The 1,814-nt window shown below is 66.5% G+C and carries 2 protein-coding genes; both read right to left on the reverse strand.

Annotation, left to right across the window (positions count from 1 at the left end; genetic code table 11):
- On the reverse strand, nucleotides 1–299 hold a 299-nt coding region (locus VGH85_11295; protein ID HEY2174386.1), incomplete at its 3' end, for an acyl carrier protein.
- A gap of 93 nt (nucleotides 300–392) precedes the next feature.
- A partial coding sequence (locus VGH85_11300) for an acyl-CoA ligase (AMP-forming), exosortase A system-associated (GenBank protein ID HEY2174387.1) occupies nucleotides 393–1,814 on the reverse strand: 1,422 nt, incomplete at its 5' end.

The following is a 1,814-nucleotide window of genomic DNA, read 5'->3' on the forward strand; positions in this document are numbered from 1 at the left end:
TAGTACTCGACTCCGCGGAGTGGCTCGCATCGCACCTTGGACTCCACGAAGGCCGCGAGCCGCCCGAGGGTGTCGAAAATGTCACCGGCGATCTCGTTGATCTCGATCTCGATCCCGAACCGTTTCTTCAAGGCGACGATGAGCTTGACGACGGTAAGCGAGTTGAGCTCAGGAAGATTGCCGTATAGTCCCGTCTCCGGCCCGAGGTAATCAGCCTGGTCCCCGATGTTCAGCGTGACCACCACGACGGCCTTGACGTCCTCGAGAATTGCCCGCGAGATCTCTGGCGAGCGAGTCATATAACTTCTCCTCATCGGTCGTGCAGACCCGGCGGCCTGCAATCTGCACCAACGCGAACCAACCGATCGCGGGGTGCGCGTAGGCGACTGCGGTCATGCGGGCTCCTGAGGGCGGGAGGCGGTGAGCTCGTGGCGAAGGAATGCCCGGTCGAACTTGCCGTTCGGCGACTGGGGCAGGACACTACGGACCACCACCTCGGCGGGCACCATGTAGCCGGGTAGTTCTTGCCGCAGGCGTGCGGTCACCGCGGCCGGGTCGAAGCCGGCGGGATCGCAGGGTGTCACGACGAGGACGATCCGGTGGCCAAGTGCCTCGTCCTCGACGCCGAGCGCGACGGCATCGTGGACCAGGCCAGTCTCGTACGTCACTTCCTCGATCTCTTGCGGGCTGACCCGATACCCCGATGTCTTGATCATGTCGTCACGCCGTCCGACGAAGTACAGGAAGCCCTCCCCGTCGCGGACGACGACATCGCCGGACCAGACCGCCAGCTCGGGCGTACACAGCTCGACCGGACGGTTCGGCGGCGGCCGGAACCGCTCGGCCGTGCGCTCAGCGTCATTCCAATAACCCAACGCGACAAGCGGGCCTCGGTGCACCAGCTCACCCGGCTCACCCGGACCACAGAGGCCACCGTCCTCCCGGACCACGAGGATCTCGGCGTTCGGGATGGCCTTGCCGATCGAATCGGGCCGCCGGTCGACCTCCCGGGGATCGAGGTAGGTGGAGCGGAACGCCTCTGTGAGGCCGTACATCAGATATGGCGCCGCGGTCGGGAAGATTGCTCGCAGTCGTTGCAGGGTAACGCGCGGGAGTCGCCCTCCGGTGTTTGCGAAGTAGCGCATCCCGGCCACGGCCTCGGACGGCCATGCCTGGGCTGCGAGCTGGATCCACAGCGACGGTACGCCCACCAGCCCGGTGATGCGATGCTCCGCGCACATCCGGACGACATCCCCTGGTAGCAGGTAGTCGGCAAGCACCACGTGGGCGCCGACGCAGAAGCCGGTTGTCAATTGGCTCAGTCCGGCGTCGAAGCTCAGTGGGAGAACGGCCAGGATCCGGTCCTCTGCCGTGTTGTTCAGGTAAGTGCTGACGCTCTCCGCGCCGACGACGAGGTTGCGGTGCGACAGCACGACGCCCTTCGGGGCCCCGGTGCTCCCCGACGTGTAGAGGATCGCGGCCACATCCGTGTCGACGCCGCCCGTCGGAGGACACGGGGTCTGGCTCGCGCGCTCGACGACCTCCGACCAGGGGAGCACGCGGTAACGGGCTTCCTCGTCCTCGACAAGCGAGTCGCCCAGCACGAGGACGTGGGAGAGTGACTTGCAGGCGGCGAGCTCGGCGCGCAGGGCTCGCAGCCGGTCCGTGGAGGTCACCAGTACCCGCACGTCGCAGTCATCGAGGATGTGCCTCACTTGCCTGGCCCGCAGCACGGGATTCACCGGGACGAACACGCCACCGGCCCGCGAGCAGGCGAGCAGCGCCACGACGGTCTCGATCCTCTTGTCGAGGAA

The sequence above is a fragment of the Mycobacteriales bacterium genome, from assembly GCA_036497565.1.
Taxonomy (GTDB): Bacteria; Actinomycetota; Actinomycetes; order Mycobacteriales; family QHCD01; genus DASXJE01.